Consider the following 19,804-nt stretch of genomic DNA (forward strand, 5'->3'; position numbering starts at 1 on the left):
TGGGAGAATAACGTGGCAGCACCGCTAGACTGGGATAAATTGCGCATATTTCATGCCGCTGCTGAGGCAGGGTCTTTCACCCATGCTGCGCAAACACTGCGCCTTTCACAGTCGGCAATCTCTCGACAGGTAAGTGCGCTTGAGCAGGATGTGGGCGTTCCGTTATTTCATCGCCACGCACGTGGCCTCATTCTGACAGAACAGGGCGAGATACTTTATCGTACAGCACATGATGTGCTGATGAAGCTTGAAAATGTCCGTTCGAAACTCTCTGAAAGTCGGGAAAAGCCGACTGGGCGTTTGAGGGTGACCACAACTGTGGGTCTTGGATCGGGTTGGCTGGTCGAGAGAATTCAAGAATTTGTTGACCTATATCCTGACATTCAGCTTCAGCTCATTCTCGATAATGAAGAGTTGGATCTGACAATGCGCCATGCGGATTGTGCGATCAGATTGCGTCAGCCCCAGCAGCCTGATCTCATCCAGCGCCGATTATTTACTGTCCATATGCATGTTTATGCAGCGGCGAGCTATGTTTCCAAATATGGGAAACTCAACTCTATAGACGAAATTGATCAGCATCGGATCATAACTTTCGGCGAATCAGCGCCGAATTATTTAACAGGGCTTAATTGGCTGGAGATTGCCGGCAACCCGGAAGAGGGGAGCCGAATTCCGGTGCTTCAGGTGAATAATCTTCTCTCTATACGTCGCGCTGTGTTGCGCGGTGTCGGAATCGCGGTTTTGCCGGATTATATGGCAGAGAATGATGCCGGATTGGTGAAACTTTTGCCGGGTTTAGAAGAAATACCATCCTTTGATACGTTTTTCTGCTACCCAGAGGCATTGAAAAACTCGGCTAAGCTTCATGCTTTCCGCGATTTCTTGTTTTCAAAGGCTCGCAACTGGACATTTTAATAGCGCGGATAGCGACTGCTTAGTTGTTATGATTCGTGCGCGCGCATCAATGAACAGGGCTTCAATTAACACGTCCTAAGAGGGTTACCGGGGCCGGGGGCTGCGAGGTTAGAGAAGAATGTAATGGTTCGAGCAATTTGAGATGGGCTTAACTATTTGAAAATTAAGCATAATAGCCATCCAAAATAGCCATGTGTAAAATGCATAGCTGCATTGCGTTAAAGACTCATTGCAAAATTCGAAACCAAGGCGCATATATAAGTCATCTCAGCTCTACGTTTCCTCCTCCCATTTGCGCGAGCTGAGTGTTCCCCTCTGGAGGTTTGCCTCAAGGCACCTTCAAAACTCAAGCCAGACATTCGTCTGGCTTTTTTTTAGTTTATTTATCTGCTTGTTGAATAAAAAGGGCCTCGCGGCCCCTTCTTAATATCGGATTACTTGAGCGATTAACGCAGGCTGGCGCAGAAGCGCTGGATACGCTTACAAGCTTCTTCCAGTAGTTCCTCGGATGTTGCGTAAGAAATGCGGAAGTTTGGCCCAAGACCAAATGCTGATCCGTGAACCACGGCTACGCCTTCGGCTTCGAGAAGTGCTGTGACGAAATCCTCGTCGGTTTCAATCACTTTGCCATCCTCGGTTTTTTTACCGATTACCCCTGCGCAGGATGGGTAGACATAGAATGCGCCTTCGGGGGTGGGGCAATTAATGCCGGTTGCCTGATTGAGCATTGAAACTACCAGATCACGGCGGCCTTGGAAGATCGCTTTGTTAGTAGAAATGAAATCCTGCGGACCATTCAGTGCTTCAACCGCTGCCCATTGGGCGATAGAGCATGCGCCCGAGGTCTGCTGACCCTGAACCATATCCATGGCTTTGATAAGCTGCAAAGGCCCTGCTGCATAGCCAATACGCCAGCCGGTCATTGCATAAGCCTTGGACACACCATTCATAGTCAGGGTGCGGTCATAGAGTGAGGGTTCGATCTGAGCGGGTGTGGTGAAAACAAAATCACCATAGACCAGGTGTTCATACATGTCGTCGGTCAAGATCCATACATGGGGATGACGAACGAGCACATCGGTGAGCGCACGCAGTTCGGCTTCCGTATAGGCAGCGCCGGACGGGTTCGATGGCGAATTGAAGATAAACCACTTGGTCTTTGGCGTGATTGCCTTTTCCAGATCCTCTGCGGTGAGCTTGAAATTGTTCTCAATCTTCGTGTTGACGAAAACGGGGGTGCCACCGTTAATCGCGACCATTTCGGGATAGCTAACCCAGTAGGGAGCAGGAACGATGACTTCGTCACCCGGATTTAGCGTTGCCATGAATGCGTTGAAAAGGATTTGCTTGCCGCCAGTTCCGACGATGACCTGTTCCGGCTTATAATCAAGGCCGTTTTCGCGTTTATACTTGGCTACAATGGCCTGACGGAGTTCGGGAATACCAGCAACCGGCGTGTACTTGGTTTCACCGCGATTGATCGCGTCAATCGCCGCCTGCTTTATATTTTCTGGCGTGTCGAAATCGGGTTCCCCTGCACCCAGACCAATCACGTCCTTGCCTTTGGCTTTCAGTTCTCGTGCTTTCTGACTAACAGCGATAGTCGCAGAGGGCTTAACACGTGAAAGGGCGTCGGCGAGAAATGCCATGATCGTTCTCCATGAATGGCAGGATCAGATAACCGGCGCCGGGCATGGGCCGGTCTTGCGAACTTCCTATGTCTTATCGGCGCACGAATCGCAACAGATGCTTTGCGAATCCGCAACAAATTTCGTTTTTCGATGTATCTGTGTGCTAAAATAGTCAAATTTCACCACCGAACCGAACACATTCCTGCGCAAAGCGATGGATGAACTGCCTTCATTGCAGTGTGATTGGTGAAAGCCCGAGCTGCTAAAACTTGTTTCCAGCTAGAATCGGGAAACTGCTAGCAATCGCGACGGTTGTTAGCTGACTGAAAATATTATTTCAGTTTTTTCCCGCATAAACGTTGAATGGATCATGCACGAAGTGTGGGCAAGCAGCCGCAGGGTGAGTGAATGTAGTCCATTAAATATAACAAAGGCGAGATTTTCTCCCGCCTTTTATTCTCTTGATCACGCGATATTATCGCGATTGTCTTGCCGTCAATGCTTACTCAAACATGTCGTTTGAGATAAGCGTTCAAGCAGAGGTTAAGCTGCGACCAGATTGTCTGCAGACGAGCGTCCCGAACGACGGTCCTGGACGATTTCGTATGAAACCTTTTGACCTTCGTCGAGCGTGGCCAGACCTGCGCGCTGAACAGCGGAGATATGAACGAAAACGTCCGCGCCGCCCTGATCAGGCTGAATGAAGCCGAAGCCCTTGGTCGTGTTGAACCACTTAACTGTTCCCGTAGCCATGGGAAATTCCTTTGTAACGTTAGTAGGCGTGTAGTCCGCATGCATCGCATACGTCCCTGTGAATCGAATTTATGGACAGGAGATCGTCAGGAAGCACGGCACGCCGTACGGGTCGCAAAGTCACTCGACCGAAAAATCGATTATTCAACTATATGCGACAAATTTGTCCAATACAAGATGGGCAATATGATATCTGTGATACCAAGATCTTGAACAGTTTTATTGTGGTCCCGTTGAAGTTGTTGCCGGATTAACGGTGCAATCCTCTAGATTGACGGTGATTCGATGCGCTAAATTTTCTAGCGCTCCGCCGATTTTATTCGTAGCTGAACCGCAAAATTTGTTCATTTCGTTTCCGGGATTATGCAACAAATTTCTTGCGTCGGAATGCAAAACCTTTTGCGCATCTTTGCCTTGAGGGTCACGCACGGCGCGGCCGACTTGTTCAACCTTTTTACCGGCTTTTTTGAGCTCATCTTTCCAGCCTGCATGAGAATCAGCAGCGAAAATAAGCATCAGGGTTGAGCATAATATGGAAGTACTAATCAATTTAGACACAATATCTCTCCTTTTAAAGAGAATTTTGGAACAAATTATCAAATTAAAACATTGCAATAATGCGTTCGAAAAAAAATGCCCCTCAAAAAGAGGGGCAATCAAAGGCATTAGAAAATAAGCGCAGCTATTAGCGGAAATAGTCTTGCAGGGGACGTACTTCCAATGAGCCTGCTTTGAGTGCTGCTATTGCTTCTGCTGCAGCTTCTGCGCCAGCCATTGTTGTATAATAAGGCAGTTTCTGCATCAGCGTGGCGCGGCGGATTGATTTAGAATCTGAAACAGCGCTGGCACTATCGGTTGTGTTAAAGACCAGATGGATCTGGCGGTTACGAATTGCGTCTTCAACATGAGGACGACCTTCAATCACCTTATTAACTTTCGTTGCTTCAACACCGTGAGCCGCGAGGAATTGCTGGGTACCGCCTGTGGCCATAACCTTGAAACCAAGTTCGGTCAGACGGCGCACCGGACCAAGAACGCGCTCTTTGTCTTCGTCGCGTACTGAAACGAAAACAGTACCTTCACGCGGCAGTTCGACGCCAGCGCCCAGCTGAGCTTTGGCGAAAGCCAGCGCATAGTCATAGTCAAGGCCCATAACTTCGCCGGTTGAGCGCATTTCTGGGCCAAGCAGTGTGTCCACACCAAGGAAGCGGGCAAATGGGAACACGGCTTCTTTGACAGCGATATGCGGACGGGCTGGCGGCTTTGGTTTGCCGCCATAAGCGCTAATCGCTTCATTGAGACTTTCGCCGGCCATAATGCGTGCGGCTATCTTGGCAATCGGAGCGCCCACTGCCTTTGCGACAAAAGGAACGGTACGGGAAGCACGGGGATTTACTTCAAGCACATAAATCTGGTCATTTTTGATGGCGTATTGAACGTTCATCAAACCGCCGACCTTCAAGGCCTTGGCCAAGGCTGCTGTTTGACGCTCCAGTTCCGCAATGATTTCTGGGGAGAGCGTATGAACTGGCAAGGAGCAGGCAGAGTCGCCCGAATGAATGCCTGCTTCTTCAATATGTTCCATGATGCCAGCAACGTAACTTTCGTTGCCGTCGCAAAGACAATCCACGTCCACTTCGATAGCTTCGGTCAAATAGGTGTCGAACAAAAGCGGGTTCTTGCCCAGTAGCGTATTGATTTGACCAGTCTTGTCGTTGGGATATTTGGCCTTAATGTCTTCCGGGACCAGTTCAGGAACTGTGTCGAGTAGATATGTCTGCAAGCCACGTTCGTCGTGGATAATCTGCATAGCGCGACCACCCAAAACATAGGAAGGACGAACCACCAGCGGAAAACCGAGGTCAGATGCAACGAGACGTGCTTGCTCGACCGAATAGGCAATACCATTCTTTGGCTGGTTTAGCCCGAGCTTGATAAGTAGTTTTTGGAAACGGTCACGATCTTCCGCAAGGTCAATCGCATCCGGGGATGTTCCAAGGATGGGAATTCCAGCCTTTTCGAGCGCATCGGCAAGTTTGAGCGGCGTTTGGCCACCAAACTGTACGATAACGCCATGTAAAGTGCCTTTTTCCTGCTCAACACGGAGGATTTCGAGAACATCTTCAGTGGTTAATGGCTCAAAATAGAGACGATCTGAAGTGTCATAGTCGGTTGAAACCGTTTCCGGGTTGCAGTTGACCATAATTGCTTCGTAATCAGCGTCGCCGAGCGCAAAAGCGGCGTGACAGCAACAATAGTCGAACTCAATGCCCTGACCGATACGGTTGGGACCGCCGCCTAAAATTACAACTTTCTTGCGGTCGGAAACATAGGCTTCCGAATGAGCTTCGCCAGCGAAAGGTGTTTCGTAGGTTGAATACATATAAGCGGTGGGTGAGGCGAATTCCGCGGCACAGGTATCAATGCGCTTGAAAACCGGATGAACTTTAAGCTCGGCGCGTAGCTTGGCCACGTCTTCTGCGTCCTGACCAGTCAGACTGGCAAGGCGAGCATCTGAAAAGCCCATGGCTTTGAGCATACGAAGATTTTCTGCATCCTTCGGCAGGCCATGTTCGCGGATGCGATCCTCGGTTCTGACGATTTCTTCAATCTGCTCCAGAAACCAAGGGTCGATTTTTGATGCGTCAAAGACTTGTTCAACAGAAAGTCCAAGGCGCATGGCCTGCGCAACCATACGCAACCGATCGGGAGTTGGCGTGCCGATGGCCGCGCGTATGGCGTTCTTTTCGTCGCCTTCCTCAATATTGGGGATGATGATTTCGTCGAGACCAGTCAACCCGGTTTCAAGGCCACGAAGCGCTTTTTGCAGGCTTTCCTGGAAAGTACGACCGATTGCCATTACTTCCCCAACGGATTTCATCGCCGTTGTGAGGATTGGCGACGAACCGGGGAATTTTTCGAAGGCAAAACGCGGAATTTTGGTAACGACATAATCAATTGATGGCTCAAAGGATGCCGGGGTTGCGCCGCCGGTAATGTCATTATCCAGTTCATCGAGTGTGTAGCCGACTGCAAGTTTTGCAGCGACTTTCGCAATCGGGAAGCCCGTGGCTTTGGATGCAAGCGCGGATGAGCGGGACACACGCGGGTTCATTTCAATGACGATCATGCGGCCATTGGCGGGATTAATGGCAAACTGAACGTTCGAACCACCAGTTTCCACGCCAATTTCGCGCAGCACCGCAATCGAGGCGTTGCGCATGATCTGATATTCTTTGTCAGTTAATGTCAGCGCGGGTGCAACCGTGATGGAATCGCCCGTATGAACACCCATCGGGTCGAGGTTTTCGATAGAGCAAATGATGATGCAATTGTCCGCTTTATCGCGAACAACTTCCATCTCATATTCTTTCCAGCCCAGCACTGATTCTTCGATCAGAACTTCGGTCGTGGGGGAAGCATCCAGACCGCGTTCGATGATTTCAAAGAATTCCTGACGGTTATAGGCAATACCGCCGCCGGTGCCACCAAGGGTGAAGGAAGGGCGAATGATGGCTGGAAGGCCTACAAAATCGAGCGCTTGCGCAGCCTTGCCCAGAGCATGGCTCATATAGCGCTGCTTGCGATCAACTTCGCCGAGCTGCCATTCTGTTTCAAGCTTATCCAGCGCTTTATCGAGCTCTTCGCCGCTATATGTTGCTTTGATTTCGGCGCGCTTGGCTTCATGCAGCTTGCGGTCTTCATCTTTGATTTCGGTTGCATTGGCCAGCATTGAAGCAGGGGTATCAAGCCCGATTTTCTTCATTGCTTCGCGGAAAAGAGCGCGGTCCTCGGCTTTGTCGATCGCTTCTGCATTGGCACCGATCATCTCAACATTATAACGCTCAAGAACGCCCATGCGGCGGAGCGACAATGCTGTATTGAGAGCGGTTTGACCGCCCATGGTCGGCAAAATCGCGTCAGGACGTTCTTTAGCGATGATCTTGGCGACGACTTCCGGTGTGATCGGTTCAATGTAAGTTGCGTCAGCAAGATCAGGGTCGGTCATGATCGTTGCCGGATTGGAGTTGACCAGGATGATGCGGTAGCCTTCCTCTTTCAGCGCCTTACAAGCCTGAGTGCCGGAATAATCGAACTCGCAGGCCTGACCGATAACAATGGGCCCCGCGCCGATAATCAGGATCGATTTGATATCTGTACGTTTCGGCATGAGCGCGTCCTGTTCTTTCTATTGTCATGTGGCTACGCCCCAAGATCGGAGACCGATTTCAGGCGTTTTCATTTTATCCTGCCTGAAAAACCCGCACGGACCTCCGGCGGGTTGGCAGAATATGCAATCTGTGGGCTAAGTGGGCCTTATAGGCAATGATGACGTAAAGTGAAACCCCACAAACGCTCTTAATAAAAGAAAAAGCATTCAGCATACAATAGTAGGCCGAATTCTCATGCTAGCCGACTGTTGCAGCTACGTATCTGTTTGTGATGCAATAGAAAGCTGGATTAAATGTTGCTGTGCGCAATCTTTATGCGACAATCTGTTTATCACCTGTGCTGCCGCTGTGTAGCGTGAAACTGAAGGAGTTCTGACATGCGTTGGCAAGGTCGTAGGCAGAGTGACAACGTGGAAGACAGGCGCGGCCAGCCTGGTGGTATGCGGGGCGGGGGATTAGGCGGGCCGGGGTTTCGCTTGATACGGGGGGGTGGTTTTTCGGGCATTGTGATGGTTGCCATTATGGCGATTGTCCTTTGGGCGGTCGGGATTAATCCTTTACCCATTCTTTTCGGAGATGGCGGAATGGGGTCTGGCATCCAGACACAACAAAGTGGCGGACGCACAATCGCCGAGGGCGGTAGTGTCTCTAATGATGAAGTTACCCAATTCGCGCGCACGGTTCTTGCTGAAACTGAAGATGTCTGGGGCGGGATTTTCCAATCTCGGGGTCAGACTTACACACCGCCTACAATGGTGCTTTTTTCTGACTCGGTTGGTTCCGCTTGTGGGCTTGCATCTTCCGCGTCTGGACCATTTTATTGTCCGGGTGACCGCAAAGTCTATATCGACTTGAGTTTCTTTAATGAATTGGCCAATCGTTTTAACGCGTCAGGGGACTTTGCACAGGCTTATGTTCTCGCTCATGAAGTGGGGCATCATGTGCAAAATCTACTGGGTATTCTGCCAAAATTTAATCAAATGCGGCAAACGATGAATGAAGTTCAGGCTAATCAGATGTCGGTGCGTGTCGAATTGCAAGCGGATTGCTTTGCCGGTGTCTGGGGATATTACACCGAGCAAAAGGGTATTTTGGAGTCTGGCGATCTGGAAGAGGCATTGAATGCCGCGCATCAGATTGGTGACGATACTTTGCAGCGCCGCAGTCAGGGATATGTGGTTCCTGATAGTTTCAATCACGGTACGTCCGAGCAGCGGGCCAAGTGGTTTCAACGCGGCTTTGATAGTGGGCGCGTAGATGCGTGCGACACATTCGCTGGCGAAATTTAGTTATCCCATCACAAATAAAAGCCGGCGCACGGGCCCGGCTTTTATTTATCAAGAAGTTAACTGAAGTTTCTCAGCTTTGATTCACGCTGCGGCTTGTCTCTCAGCAAGTGGCGCTAGGCCTTTTTTCTCGCGGATGTGGTTTATGAAGCGAATAAAAAGATAATGGGAATCTTCTGGTCCGGGGGACGCCTCCGGATGGTGCTGAACTGAAAAGATCGGCTTGCCCACAACGCTCAGGCCGCAATTGGTACCATCAAATAGCGAGACGTGGGTTTCTTCAATATGATCAGGCAGACTGTCGGAATCAACCGTAAAGCCATGATTCATCGATACGATTTCAACTTTGCCTGTTGTGTAATCTTTTACTGGATGATTGGCACCATGATGGCCCTGATGCATCTTCTCCGTCTTTGCGCCAAGTGCCAGAGCGAGTATCTGATGGCCTAGGCAGATGCCGAAAATCGGCAGCTCAGCTTCGATAAGTTTCTGGACGGTGGGGACAGCATATTCACCCGTTGCAGCCGGGTCGCCGGGGCCGTTAGAGAGGAATACCCCATCTGGATTATGCGCAAGCACATCTTCTGCTGCCGCGGTTGCAGGCAAAACCGTGATTTTCGCCCCCAGTCCTGCAAGCAGGCGCAGGATGTTGCGTTTTACACCGAAGTCGAGAGCGACGATATTGTATTCACCGCTGGTTTGTTCACCATAACCGTCCGCAAGGGTCCAGGGTGTTTCCTTCCAAACCAGGCTCTGACCGACGGTCACTTCTTTGGCTAGGTCTTGTTTTTCCAGTCCGCTCCAATTTTTGGCGCGTTCTCTCAAGGCTTCAAGATCGAATTTGCCTTCTGGATCATGGGCGATCACTGCTTTTTGCGCACCGCGTTCGCGAATGAGCGAGGTCAACGCACGGGTATCGACGCCTGCAAGGGCGATAACCCCACGGCTTTTGAGCCAGGCATCAAGGCTCTGAGTTGAACGAAAATTTGATGGCGAGGTGATATTGGCTTTGAAAATCGCACCTACCGGACCATGGCGATTGGCCGGAGTTAGGTCTTCAATGTCATCCTGATTGGTGCCAACATTGCCGATATGCGGGAAGGTGAAAGTAACAATTTGGCCGGTATAGGAAGCATCGGTGAGGATCTCCTGATAGCCGGTGAGGGCAGTGTTGAATACAACTTCGGCTTCTACAGCGCCGGTCGCGCCAAGGCCAATGCCTTCAATTATGGTACCGTCCGCAAGCACAAGAATGCCCGTGCGCTTGGCAACCGACCAGGGTGCGGTCTTGGATGGGGCTTCGGTCATGGCGTGCACTCCTGTGTTTGGTTCGCGCTGCCTTGGCGTGCGCATGATAAGATGTTCAGGCAGCGGCACACTTCCGTATCAACCCTGACGCTGAAAGGGTACGGTTTGAGCGATATGCGCGCCAAAAAACAGCGGGGTTAAAACCTCCCGCCGCGAGCACGTGCCGATGTCCTGCTAAGCCCCGAGCAATAGAGAAAATTGCAAGTGAGGTCAATCGCTGAGCGAGAGGGAAATACGAATTAGCGCTTATAATGCCAAATAATATCTGGAGAGCTTATTCATATATAATGTGTTGCGATTGATTTCTGGCATGGCTTGCACATAAAAAGTTCTATTATAGGATCAAATCCATACGTTCAGATGGGCCATGCGTTCAGATCGGCGTATGAGTTCATACAAGCCATCAGGAGAGACGTATGCTTCGTCAGGAAATTTCTCAGGCACTCACCACCGCGGTTAAGGCGCAGGACAAGCTGCGTGTTGCGACGCTTCGGCTTATCATGGCAGCGGTCAAGGATCGCGACATCGCCAATCGTACAGCGAGTAAAGACCCTGTCGGCGACGAGGAATTGCTAGGAATTCTTAGCAAAATGGTTAAGCAACGCGAAGAATCAGCGCGGATCTATGAAGAAGGTGGTCGCGCCGATCTTGCTAAAGCCGAGCGTGATGAAATTGAGATTATTAATGATTTTCTGCCAGCCCAGATGAGCGATGATGATATCCGCAAAGCATGCGCCGAGGTGATCGCGGAAACTGGAGCGGAAAGCTTGCGTGATATGGGCAAATGCATGGCGATTCTCAAGGAACGCTATGCGGGCCAAATGGATTTCAGCAAGGCCAGCTCTATGATTAAGGAGCTTCTTCAATCGGCTTAATAGAAGCGCCCTTTGAGGGCGCTTCTGATGCGATTAAGCTTTGTATAATCAGTTTTGCTTTGCAGTTTTCAACCGAGTTTCGCCCAAGAGACCTTGCGCCTCCAATATGGGATAGGCCATCGAAGCCAAGAGCGAGTTGATCTGTTTGAGATCGCGGATTGTATCAAGATGGATAGCGCTGGTTTCAAGACTACGCTGTGAGCCTTCTCTCAGGCGAGAGAAATGACGCAAACTGGTTTGTTTCTCATATTCTCTTAAGCGGTCTTTTTCTTGCACAAGCTGGCGTGCGGTGCGTCCATCTCTTGAGACAATTACATTGAATGCCATATGGGCATTTGCCAGCACCATGGCATGAAAATGGCTCAGCTCTTGCCAGCCTTCCTCGGTGAATTCGAGATTGTGGTTCATTTTCTTTTCGACATGAACAAGCATGTTGCGAACAATAATATCTCCAACCTGCTCTAGCTTGACGCAAGCGCCCATCAGTTCCTGCATGCGCAGCGATTCAAAATCATTGAGTTCGCGAGTGGCCAATTTGGAGAGGTAGAGCTTAATAGCAGCATGTTTGCTGTCCACCCGATCATCAAGAGCTGCGAGTTCATCAATATGTTGCTGATCAGGCTTTTCATAAAGCTCGATGATGCGCCGCAGCATGACATCAATCGTGTCGCAGACACCTATAACTTCTCGCGTTGCATTGGCTAAAGCTTGTGAGGGCCGATCAAGCACATCAGTGTCAAGCGCGCTATATTCTTCAAATTCAAGCGGTTGGACGGCATTCTTTTTTCCTGCATTCAGATGAACAAGCGCTTCTGTCGTGCGAAGCACCAGACGCGACAGAGGAATGCCAGCAATTAAAACTATGACATTAAACAGGATATGTGCGTTGACGACTTGATTAACAGGGTCATTACCCAGCAGCTTTAGCGGTGGGTTGAAAAGTTCAAACAGAATAAGAATAACAAGCGAGCCAAAACCACGCATCAGCAAATTCCCCAACGGGACAACTCGGGTTTCTGGCGGCGCGTTTCTTGTTAAGATCGGCGCGATGATGGAAGAGCCAAGATTGACGCCCAGCACCATGACGACTGCGAGTTCCGGCTGGATTAATCCACGCGAGGCAAATGTGGTCAGAAGAATGACCGCGGCAATGCTGGAATGAAACAGCCAAGTTACTAAAGCCGCTAATAAATAGGCGGTGATCGGATCGCCGGATAAATATTCAACGATGATCGGCAGCAAAGCGCTTTCGCGCAGTGGTTCTGTTGCTTGTCCTGTCATTTCAAGCGAAAGGATCAGCAGACCTATCCCGACAAAAACGCGGCCAATTTGACGCCAGTCATGTCTTTCAGTTGTCATGAATATGACGGTGCCGGCTACAAGGCAGATCGGGACCAAGAGCGTTAGATCAAAACTGAGGATTTTGACGACCAGAGCGGAGCCAAGTTCGCCGCCTCGAACGGCAAGAAGGCCAGCCATCCCGCCGACAAAGCCGGAGCCTACGAAGGAGCCGACAAGAAGCGTGACCGCCGTTGAACTTTGGAGGGCAAGGGCCAAAAGCAGACCGAATAATACGGACAGTAACGGGTTCTGGATTTGATTTCGCAAACGTTGGCGCAAGCGGTCACCATAAGCTCTTTCGACGCCGGTGCGCACCATACGGGTAGCCCAAAGCAACAGGGCGACAGCGCCGGCCAAATGCAAAAGGACCAGAGAACCGTTCACGAAAAACCCTTTCTGCTAAAGGAACATGCAGCAGGCCCGAATGGCCTGCGGTAAAATGAACAATATAATCTAACTGCCCATGATATATGAAAAATATGGGCTGGGAAGGGCGCCGATCAAGCTGCCGATGAGATCAAGGCGAATAGATTAAAGCATATAATGGGGAATAGCCAAGTGGCCATGTGATTAACGGGGACGCATTTCATGCGCGATGGACTGCGAGACCGCCGCCTACTATATTCGCCCAGAATGATAGAGCCGCAGCGAGTATTGCCTATTCACAGATGCTGGTTTCAGCTCCCCGGCTTAACTTGAAAGTGTCTCTAATTTGAAAGTGACAATGAATGCGTTTTTCGCCCTCTTTTCTCGACGAGCTTAGAGATCGTGTGCCAATTTCAACATTGATTGGCACGCGGGTTTCGTTTGATCGTAAAAAGAGTAATCCCGGTAGGGGGGATTTTTGGGCTTGCTGTCCGTTCCATGGTGAAAAGACGCCAAGTTTTCACTGTGAAGACCGCAAGGGGCGATATCATTGCTTTGGCTGTGGGGCCACGGGTGATCATTTTAGGTTTTTGACAGAACTTGAAGGCGCCAGTTTTCCAGAAGCGGTCGCACGTGTGGCCGATATGGCTGGGGTAGCCCTTCCTGCTCGCGACCCGGAGATGGAAAAACGCGAAGCACAGCGAGCAACGCTTTTTGATGCGATGGAATTAGCGTCGCAGTTTTTTGAAAGCCAGCTGCAAAGTGCGGCGGGTGCGAAAGCCAGAGCTTATCTGCGAGATCGGGGAATTTCCAGCTCTACACAGCAGAAATTTCGAATTGGTTATGCGCCCGAATCGCGAAGCGCTTTGAAAGAATTCCTGGCGAACAAGGGCATTTCGCGTGAGCAAATTGAGGCTTGTGGCCTGGTTGTCCATGGAGAAGGCATTGCGGTTTCCTATGATCGCTTTCGCGACAGAATAATGTTCCCAATAGAGGATATGCGCGGCCGCATTATTGCATTCGGCGGCAGAGCGCTTTCACCAGATGCGCCGGCAAAATATCTGAACTCACCCGAGACTGAGCTATTTCATAAGGGTCGGGTTCTCTATAATGCGCTTAATGCCCGTAAGGCGAGCCAACCGCAAAAAGGCCAGCCAGCGAGGGCTATTATTGTCGTAGAAGGCTATATGGATGTTATTGCCCTGTCTCAGGCGGGGATAGAACATGCTGTTGCCCCGCTTGGGACAGCTTTGACGGAGGAGCAGCTAGAGCTGCTCTGGCGTATAAGCCCTGAGCCTGTGCTTTGTTTTGATGGCGATAGTGCTGGGACGCGGGCAGCCCATCGGCTGGCTGATTTGGCTCTTCCCGTTCTGCAACCGGGGCGTTCTGTACGCTTTGCCTTGCTGCCAGAAGGTCAGGACCCGGACGATCTGGTGCGGGCGGAAGGGGCTTCAGCCTTTTATTCAATATTAGAAGAAGCTCGACCGCTGGTCGATCTGATCTGGCACCGGGAAACTTCGGGAACCGTGTTCGATACGCCAGAGCGGCGCGCTGAACTGGAAGCCAAGCTGCGACAAATCACGAGCCAGATCGCCAATGAGGATATACGCAGGCATTATAGCCAGGAAATGCGTGATCGGACTCGTGTGTTTTTTGGCCAGGATCGTTCCAATAATCAGCGGGGCGGCCGGCAATTCAATCGCGGCAATAATGGATTTTCCAATCAGCAGGGCGGTCGGTTTAGCAGAGGTTCCAGTGGTCGGGTAGCATATTCTGAAAGCCTCGCACGCTCCAATTTGGTGAAGGGACGGCGATCTGGAATTGGGTTTCAGCCGCCTTTACGCGAAACGGCCATCATTCTTATGCTCGTCAACCACCCGCGGCTTCTGGACGAGGATTTCGAGACACTGTCAAGGTTGGACCTTGAGCATGATGCTTTGAAAGCGCTGCATATGGCTATGCTCGATATATTAGCAGCTCATCATCTTGAGGAGGGGGCCGAAATGCGCAAGGCCCTTGTGAAGGCAGGGCACGGAGAATTAATAGAAACGCTTGAGATGATGGTTAAGGGTGCACGGCTTTGGCCTGCAACCACGCTGGCTGCCGAAGAGGATGTGCGTGAAGCGTTGCGGCAGGCGCTACACTTGCATCAACGCACCCGAGCACTACATAATGAGTTGCGAGCGGTTGAGGCAGCGCTTGAAACAGATGAAACGGGTGAGTTATTTGAGCGGCTTATTGATATTCGTAACAAGCTGATGCAGGCAGAAGCTACAGAAGCGTTGATAGATGGATTTGGCCTGTCATCGGGCCGTCCGCCGGGCGGTTTTTGATTCGCAGGCCCGAATCACTACATATAGACTCTGTCTTCATGAAACTGCGTTTCCGATCATTTGCGATGATCAGGGGCTGTGAGGACGGCTGTGGCAATAAATGATTCGCTTTTTTGGAGCGAATCAGGTGATTCGCTCTTGACCAGCAAGGAAAATGACGGAATCACCAAAGTTCGGATAAGGAATTAGAGAACTAACATTGATTTATATTTCCGTTTCAAACTTGGAAATCCGTCCGATCAGCAGCAACTGGGGATTAGGACAGAAGCGCAAAATCGCGCGGGGGTCATGTAAAGAACCCGGATGGCGGATCGGGTCCACCCACAGTTAATGCGACATTAACGGGAAATGGTTACTAGCGGTATAGTTCGCGAATCGATTTCGAATGCGAGTGTACGCGAAGGAGCCGAATTGTCAGAGCATTTGGCCAAACAGAACTGCTCTGAATTAAATAACCGGCGGATTGCAACCTCGCAAAACCGCGTGACCACTCTATATATCTAAGATGCGACCGGTGTCGCCTGGAGACGAGCAATATGGCAACGAAGGTTAAGGAAAACGAAGAAGTCGAAGTCGAGCGCGAAGGTGCAACTGACGGTCCGCTTCTCGACCTTTCTGACGATGCTGTCAAGAAGATGATCAAGCTTGCGAAGAAGCGCGGCTACGTCACTATGGACGAGCTGAATGCCGTGCTGCCTTCGGAAGAAGTGACATCCGAACAGATCGAAGACACGATGTCCATGCTATCCGATATGGGTATTAACGTCGTTGAAGACGACGAGCAGGACAATGATCGCGAAGAGGCTGAAGAAGAAGCAGAAGGCGGCGACCTGGTTGAAGCCACTGGCACTGCCGTCGCGACTACGACAACTAAAAAAGAGCCGACAGATCGTACCGATGATCCGGTGCGTATGTATCTGCGCGAAATGGGTTCGGTTGAATTGCTTTCACGCGAGGGCGAAATTGCCATCGCCAAGCGTATTGAAGCTGGCCGGGAAACCATGATTGCAGGGCTTTGTGAAAGTCCGCTGACTTTCCAGGCCATTATTATCTGGCGCGAACAGCTAAACGAATCCAATATTCTTCTGCGCGAAATCATCGATCTGGAAACCACTTATGCTGGGCCGGAAGCCAAGCAAGCCCCGGCTATCGAGCGGGTGGAAGAGGAAAAGCCGCGCGACGATAAGGGTGCTCGACGCCGCGATGATGACGATGTCACCAATGTTGGTGGTGATGCGGCTACAGAAGACGACGATGATGAAGAGGATGAAGTCAACCTGTCGCTGGCTGCTATGGAAGCAGAGCTGCGGCCGCAGGTTATGGAAACGCTCGATCTGATCGCTGATACTTATCGGAAGCTGCGTAAATTGCAGGATCAGCAAGTTGAGAGCCGTCTGGCTGCAACGGGCGAGCTGTCCTCCAGTCAGGAACGCCGGTATAAAGAGCTGAAAGATCAGCTTATTACGGCGGTGAAATCGCTCTCGCTTAACCAGAATCGTATTGAACAACTAGTCGAGCAGCTTTACGACATTAATAAGCGACTGGTTCAGAACGAGGGCAGGTTGCTTCGTTTGGCAGAATCATTTGGTGTTCGTCGTGAAGAATTCCTTAGAGAATATCAGGGCCATGAGCTGGATCCAAACTGGGTCGAGCGTATCTCAACGCTGACAAGCCGGGGCTGGAAGGAATTTGCTGCGAAAGAAGAACGTACAATCACGCGTTTGCGCAGCGAAATTCAAAATCTTGCTACTGAAACTGCAATTTCGATCGGCGAATTCCGCCGTATCGTCAATCAGGTTCAGAAGGGTGAACGCGAAGCGTCTATCGCCAAGAAGGAAATGGTTGAAGCCAATCTGCGATTGGTTATCTCGATTGCCAAAAAATACACCAATCGCGGGCTGCAGTTCCTCGACCTCATTCAGGAAGGCAATATCGGGCTTATGAAGGCGGTTGATAAGTTTGAATATCGCCGCGGTTATAAGTTCTCAACCTATGCAACATGGTGGATTCGTCAGGCGATCACGCGCTCGATTGCGGATCAGGCACGCACGATCCGTATTCCTGTGCATATGATTGAGACAATCAACAAAATCGTGCGCACATCGCGTCAGATGCTGCATGAAATCGGACGTGAGCCGACACCGGAAGAACTTTCCGAAAAGCTGGCAATGCCACTGGAAAAGGTGCGTAAGGTTCTGAAAATCGCCAAGGAGCCAATCTCGCTCGAAACCCCTGTGGGCGACGAGGAAGATTCACATCTGGGCGATTTCATCGAAGATAAGAATGCGCTGCTGCCGATTGATGCGGCTATTCAGGCAAATCTTCGTGATACAACCACCCGTGTTCTCGCCTCGCTTACGCCACGTGAAGAACGCGTATTGCGTATGCGCTTTGGTATCGGCATGAATACTGATCATACTCTTGAAGAGGTTGGTCAGCAGTTTTCGGTTACCCGTGAACGTATCCGTCAGATTGAAGCAAAGGCGCTGCGTAAGCTCAAACATCCGAGCCGTTCACGCAAATTGCGTTCGTTCCTCGACAGCTAAATCCGTTGCCCGAAATAGAGACTATTTCGGGCAATATTGCAATTAAGGGAGAGGGAGCCATGTCCTTTTTAAAAAGGCTATTTGGCGGCGGCTCGGCAGAAAAAGCTGATTCCGCACCAAAAGAAGCCGGACGGTTGGAACATAAGGACTTTTTGATAATAGCAACGCCTTATAGTGAGGGTGGGCAATATCAGGTCTGCGGTGTGATCTCTAAAACGATCAATGGCGAGGTTAAAGAACACCGTTTTGTACGTGCTGATCGTTGCCCAGGCATTGAGGATGCTGCAAATATTGCGCTCAATAAAGGGCGGCAGATCATTGATGAGCAGGGCGAGCGCATCTTCGACTGATGTGCGGTATTTAGATTTAAGGCGCCGCGTTATGGGTGACCATGCGCGGCTTTGTTTTCTTTACGGAGAACTCCAAACGGCGTTTAATTGTGAGTATGGATAAACAACCTTTCTGGTGCACCAAATCGCTTGAGCAGCTTACCAAAGCTGAGTGGGAAAGCCTGTGCGATGGGTGCGGCCAGTGCTGTATGCATAAACTACGTGATGAAGATACCAACGCGATCTATTGGACCAGCGTTGCCTGTACATTATTGAACCCTGAAAGCGGCAAGTGTTGCGATTATCCTAATCGGCGAAAAATAGTGCCGGATTGCGTGATCCTAACGCCGGAACTGGTTTATGAAGTGGACTGGTTGCCAGCAACTTGCGCTTACCGCCTCGTAGCCGAGGGATATGATTTATACTGGTGGCATCCGCTGGTTTCTGGTTCCGAAGATTCGGTTCACGAAGCGGGTATTTCCGTTCGTGGTCGGGTTACGGCGTTCGATCATGAGATGCAACACGATGGCGATTATCTCAATCATATGGTTGATGAGCCTGAACAGAGCTGAATATAGGGTGAATGCCCGTTTCGACTGTTGTTCATCTTACTTTGCTTATGGTCTAAATCTCTGAATTTTGATGAAAGGGTACCAAATGTCCATAACTCCGCTCAAATCCTTAATCATCACAGCTGTATTAGGATGCGCCGTCGCATTGGGTTCGGGCGCGAACGCTAATGCTGCTGCGCCGGTTTCAACCGCCGGGAACACTATCGGAAACCAGTCATTGTTAATGCAGGTCGATTATCGCGGCCATCGCAAAAACGTGCGTAAGAAGCATCGTGGTCCGGCTTGCTCAGTCAAAAGCGCAAGAAGCAAAGCCCGCCGCATGGGTATTCGGAATGCTCGCGTGATCCAGCGAGGAAAAACTGTTCAAGTTCGTGGAACTCGTCACGGACGCTCGGCGAGAGTGACTTTCGCAAACCGTCGTGGTTGCCCGACGGTCCGTTGAGCAACCGGCCCGGCTCCGGTGAACCGGTGATATGACTAATCGAAAAAATCCCCAGCCGCAGGAAGTGCAGCTGGGGATTTAATCATTTGATGGGATCAAACTTATTGTTTGATTTCAAAAGTCACATTCACCGACACATTATAGCTATTTTCGCCGGCGGCTACAGGGACGGCATCTTCGGGAGCAGCCGCTGCTACCGCTTTAAACTGTCGAGCTATCGGCATAGGCATAACTGGACGGCTTTGCTCGTTGATTTCCAATACTCGTCCCAGTTCGACCCCCGCCGCTTCAGCGAGTGTTTTAGCTTTTGAAATTGCATCGGCAACAGCGCGTTTGCGTGCTTCATTGATCGTTTCAGCCGGATCATCATTGGTGAAACTGACATCGCCGCCCTGGTTCACGCCTAATGTTACGGATTCATCAAGAACTGTGCCCAATTTTGAGAGATCGCGCACGCGGACTACCAAGCTGTTAGAAACTGAGTAATTGGCGATGCTTGGCTCTGTCAGCCCATTTTTATCATCTGGATAAATATAACGGGGCTGAATATTAATACTGCCCGTTTGCAGGTCGCGATCTTCGACGCCAGCGGCTTTCATGGCTTCCAGAACTTTGGCCATTGCCTCATTATTGGCAGTCATGGCTTCACGCGCTGTTTTGGCCTCGCGCAGAACTGTGAGATTAAGAATAGCCATATCAGGCGCTGCGGTCATTTTCCCTTCACCGGTAACGGCAATACGGGCTGCGCGGGGCGCATGTTGCTTTTCTTGCGCTGATGCGGGCAAAGAGAACGCGCCAGTTAGCATCAATACTGAAAAAGATGTCGCGAGAACGAGTCGGGCACGATTATGCATGTTTTTTCCTCTCACATAGCTGGGAAGTCGAATGATAAGCGCATTAAACAATGGTTTTAAACACTACCTGACTTGGTG

15 protein-coding genes are annotated in these 19,804 nt (G+C 50.5%); 8 read left to right on the forward strand and 7 right to left on the reverse strand.

All coding sequences use genetic code 11. The features are described from left to right. Positions 1 to 12 precede the first annotated feature (12 nt). Positions 13 to 918, forward strand: coding sequence for a LysR family transcriptional regulator (locus tag C7374_RS04055; protein WP_111574344.1), 906 nt, complete (start codon positions 13 to 15; stop codon positions 916 to 918). Between the two features lie 446 nt (positions 919 to 1,364). Here the strand turns inward: C7374_RS04055 and C7374_RS04060 are convergent, their stop codons facing one another. From C7374_RS04060 to carB, 4 genes are all read right to left on the reverse strand, one after another. Beyond that, complete coding sequence (locus tag C7374_RS04060; protein ID WP_111574345.1) at positions 1,365 to 2,567, reverse strand: pyridoxal phosphate-dependent aminotransferase; 1,203 nt, start codon at positions 2,565 to 2,567, stop codon at positions 1,365 to 1,367. A gap of 525 nt (positions 2,568 to 3,092) precedes the next feature. Beyond that, positions 3,093 to 3,302, reverse strand: a complete 210-nt coding sequence (locus tag C7374_RS04065) for a cold-shock protein (protein ID WP_109707345.1) — start codon at positions 3,300 to 3,302, stop codon at positions 3,093 to 3,095. Positions 3,303 to 3,521: 219 nt separating this feature from the next. Next, positions 3,522 to 3,968: a hypothetical protein gene (locus tag C7374_RS04070; protein ID WP_146612707.1), complete on the reverse strand. Its 447-nt coding sequence runs from the start codon at positions 3,966 to 3,968 to the stop codon at positions 3,522 to 3,524. A 19-nt stretch (positions 3,969 to 3,987) separates the two neighbouring features. Beyond that, positions 3,988 to 7,473 carry a carbamoyl-phosphate synthase large subunit gene (gene carB / locus C7374_RS04075; RefSeq protein ID WP_111574347.1) on the reverse strand — a complete coding sequence of 1,162 codons (3,486 nt, stop codon included), beginning with the start codon at positions 7,471 to 7,473 and terminating at the stop codon, positions 3,988 to 3,990. 378 nt (positions 7,474 to 7,851) lie between these two features. Between carB and ypfJ the strand changes: the two genes are divergently transcribed. After that, positions 7,852 to 8,763, forward strand: a complete 912-nt coding sequence (gene ypfJ, locus C7374_RS04080) for a KPN_02809 family neutral zinc metallopeptidase (protein WP_111574348.1) — start codon at positions 7,852 to 7,854, stop codon at positions 8,761 to 8,763. 81 nt (positions 8,764 to 8,844) lie between these two features. Here ypfJ and carA read toward each other — a convergent pair whose 3' ends face one another. Continuing rightward, on the reverse strand, positions 8,845 to 10,068 hold the full coding sequence (gene carA, locus C7374_RS04085) for a glutamine-hydrolyzing carbamoyl-phosphate synthase small subunit (RefSeq protein WP_111574349.1): 1,224 nt from the start codon (positions 10,066 to 10,068) through the stop codon (positions 8,845 to 8,847). A gap of 416 nt (positions 10,069 to 10,484) precedes the next feature. Here carA and C7374_RS04090 point away from each other — a divergent pair, with 416 nt between their 5' ends. Next, positions 10,485 to 10,943, forward strand: a complete 459-nt coding sequence (locus C7374_RS04090) for a GatB/YqeY domain-containing protein (protein ID WP_111574350.1) — start codon at positions 10,485 to 10,487, stop codon at positions 10,941 to 10,943. A 48-nt stretch (positions 10,944 to 10,991) separates the two neighbouring features. On the opposite strand, the gene C7374_RS04095 is transcribed toward C7374_RS04090, so the two are convergent. Then, entirely contained in the window at positions 10,992 to 12,668 is a 1,677-nt protein-coding gene (locus C7374_RS04095; RefSeq protein ID WP_111574351.1) for a Na/Pi cotransporter family protein, read from the reverse strand. 344 nt (positions 12,669 to 13,012) lie between these two features. On the opposite strand from C7374_RS04095, the gene dnaG reads away from it, so the two are divergent. The 5 genes from dnaG to C7374_RS04120 all read left to right on the forward strand — a co-directional run bounded on the left by dnaG (position 13,013) and on the right by C7374_RS04120 (position 18,872). After that, entirely contained in the window at positions 13,013 to 14,983 is a 1,971-nt protein-coding gene (gene dnaG, locus C7374_RS04100) for a DNA primase (RefSeq protein WP_111574352.1), read from the forward strand. A 536-nt stretch (positions 14,984 to 15,519) separates the two neighbouring features. Next, complete coding sequence (gene rpoD, locus C7374_RS04105; protein ID WP_111574353.1) at positions 15,520 to 17,529, forward strand: RNA polymerase sigma factor RpoD; 2,010 nt, start codon at positions 15,520 to 15,522, stop codon at positions 17,527 to 17,529. Between the two features lie 59 nt (positions 17,530 to 17,588). Continuing rightward, entirely contained in the window at positions 17,589 to 17,879 is a 291-nt protein-coding gene (locus C7374_RS04110) for an HlyU family transcriptional regulator (protein ID WP_111574354.1), read from the forward strand. A 95-nt stretch (positions 17,880 to 17,974) separates the two neighbouring features. Continuing rightward, the gene (locus tag C7374_RS04115; protein ID WP_111574355.1) at positions 17,975 to 18,430 is read left to right on the forward strand and encodes a YcgN family cysteine cluster protein; all 456 of its coding nucleotides are present in this window, start codon (positions 17,975 to 17,977) and stop codon (positions 18,428 to 18,430) included. An 85-nt stretch (positions 18,431 to 18,515) separates the two neighbouring features. After that, positions 18,516 to 18,872 carry an antifreeze protein gene (locus C7374_RS04120; protein WP_111574356.1) on the forward strand — a complete coding sequence of 119 codons (357 nt, stop codon included), beginning with the start codon at positions 18,516 to 18,518 and terminating at the stop codon, positions 18,870 to 18,872. Positions 18,873 to 18,973: 101 nt separating this feature from the next. On the opposite strand, the gene C7374_RS04125 is transcribed toward C7374_RS04120, so the two are convergent. Then, positions 18,974 to 19,726: an SIMPL domain-containing protein gene (locus tag C7374_RS04125; RefSeq protein WP_111574357.1), complete on the reverse strand. Its 753-nt coding sequence runs from the start codon at positions 19,724 to 19,726 to the stop codon at positions 18,974 to 18,976. Positions 19,727 to 19,804: the final 78 nt, after the last annotated feature.

It is taken from the genome of Falsochrobactrum ovis (assembly GCF_003259955.1).
GTDB lineage: Bacteria > Pseudomonadota > Alphaproteobacteria > Rhizobiales > Rhizobiaceae > Brucella > Brucella ovis_A.